This window comes from Okeania sp., assembly GCF_983059655.1.
Genome location: NZ_CEZPJD010001090.1, coordinates 1 through 2,139, shown reverse-complemented (window position 1 = coordinate 2,139; position 2,139 = coordinate 1). Strand labels below are relative to the sequence as shown.

Here is a 2,139-nt window from a genome sequence, read left to right as displayed (position 1 = left end):
CATCATCATAGTCATATTGCAGCTTGTATGGCAGAAAATGGTTTAGATATTGATTCAAATCCAGTTTTAGGAATTGCTTTGGATGGGTTGGGTTATGGAGAGGATGGAACTATTTGGGGTGGAGAATTTTTATTAGCAGATTATCGCGGGTTTGAACGTTTAGGAACTTTTAAGCCTGTGCCAATGATTGGGGGAGAAAAAGCTATTTATCAACCTTGGCGCAATACTTATGCCCATTTAGTCACTGCTTTTGGTTTAGATTTTCTTAAGGATTATGAAGATTTAGAATTATTTAATTTTTTCCAAACAACACCTCTGGCCACCTTGAATCAAATGATGGAAAAAGGGATTAATTCTCCCCTAGCTTCTTCTTGCGGGCGGTTATTTGATGCGGTGGCTGCTGCCATTGGTATTTGTCGAGAATTTTGTAGTTATGAAGGCCAAGCAGCGATAGATTTGGAGGCTTTGGCAACAGAGTATTTATTAAATGATGCTAAAGAAATAGAAAGTTATCAATTTAATATGCTCAAGTTAGATACAGATAGTAAATTCCCTCTTACTTATCTGGATCCACAGCCAATGTGGCAATCCTTACTGATAGACATAAAACAAAGTGCTTCTCCAGCTCTGATGGCAGCGAGGTTTCATCAAGGATTAGCGATCGCTATTTCTGAGATGGTGGCTGAGTTACATCAGAGTTGTGAGTTTAATCAAGTAGCTTTGAGCGGTGGGGTATTTCAAAATAAGTTGTTGCTTTCTGGAGTGAGCGATCGTCTAATAAAAATGGGGTTACAAGTTTTGACTCACAGTCAAGTTCCACCTAATGATGGCGGTTTATCTCTGGGTCAAATTGTTATTGCTGCTGCAAGACAAGGATTTTGCCATGGATGTACGGATAAAAATTTTGATTAGTGAGCGATCGTCTAATAAAAATGGGGTTGGAAGTTTTGACTCACAGTCAGGTTCCACCTAAATGATGGCGGCAGAAGATTTCATAAATTTAATAAATAAATTTAATAAAAATGTGTTTAGGAATTCCTGGTGAAATTATAGAAATAACTGATTTTGCTAAGAAGTTGGCAACTGTTAATATTAGTGGGGTGAAACGGGAGGTTAATATTGCCTGCATAGTTGATGAAGAACATCCGGTTGAGTCATGTATTGGCGACTGGGTGTTAGTTCATGTGGGTTTTGCCATGAACCGTTTGGATAAAGAAGAGGCAGCAGAAACTTTGAAATTATTGCAAGAAGTCGCTGCGGTGATGAATTAAAGTAGGTTGGGTTGAAGAGATGAAACTCAACATATTGACCTATTATTATTATGTAGTTTGGGTTGAAGAAAGAAACCCAGTATATTCATTATTTATATGTATATATAGAAATCAGAAATTAAGATGTGATAATTTGGCGTTGCTGAATTGAAGTATGAATGTGCGATTGTTTGGTTCTGGTAAAGCCCCCGCGCATCCCCCAAAATTGGGGGACTTTTAGAGTTTTATTCCCCCCAAAATTGGGGGGCTAGGGGGGCAAAATCATACCCAGAATCAGCAACGCCGTGATAATTTTATTGCTTCGGTGTTTCCCATTACCTATTCCCTATTCCCTGCTCCCTGTTCCCTGCTATAGATATTTGTTGGGTTGCGCTACCGCTTAACCCAATCTACGGTATTTTAGTTTTATGGAGAAGAAAATATATGAAATATGTTAAAGAATTTCGCGATCCCCACAAAGTACAAGGTCTAGTTAGAGAAATTGATCAACTCAGTCAAAAATTAGGATACACCACCGATCGCCCACTCAAAATAATGGAAGTTTGTGGTGGTCACACTCACTCTATCTTCAAATATGGCATCGAAGAAGTTTTACCTAATAATATTGAACTAATACATGGCCCTGGATGTCCAGTTTGTGTAATGCCCAGGGGTAGATTAGATGATGCGATCGCTCTAGCAGAAAAACCCAACGTCATTTTTACTACTTTCGGCGATGCGATGCGGGTGCCGGGTTCCAAAAAAAGTCTCTTGCAGGCAAAAGCTCAAGGTGCAGATATTCGGATAGTTTATTCGCCCCTGGATAGTTTGAAAATAGCTAAGGAAAATCCAGATCAAGAGATAATTTTCTTTGGTTTAGGTTTTGAAA

The 2,139-nt window shown here is 38.8% G+C and carries 3 protein-coding genes; all 3 read left to right on the top strand.

From position 1 onward, the window contains the following. The coding region (locus tag AC3DU7_RS32070) for a Kae1-like domain-containing protein (protein ID WP_488043271.1) at positions 1-912 on the top strand (912 nt) is incomplete at its 5' end. Between the two features lie 110 nt (positions 913-1,022). Further along, entirely contained in the window at positions 1,023-1,271 is a 249-nt protein-coding gene (locus AC3DU7_RS32065; RefSeq protein ID WP_488043270.1) for a HypC/HybG/HupF family hydrogenase formation chaperone, read from the top strand. A 423-nt stretch (positions 1,272-1,694) separates the two neighbouring features. Further along, positions 1,695-2,139: hydrogenase formation protein HypD (hypD, locus tag AC3DU7_RS32060; protein WP_488043269.1), on the top strand; the 445-nt coding region annotated here is incomplete at its 3' end.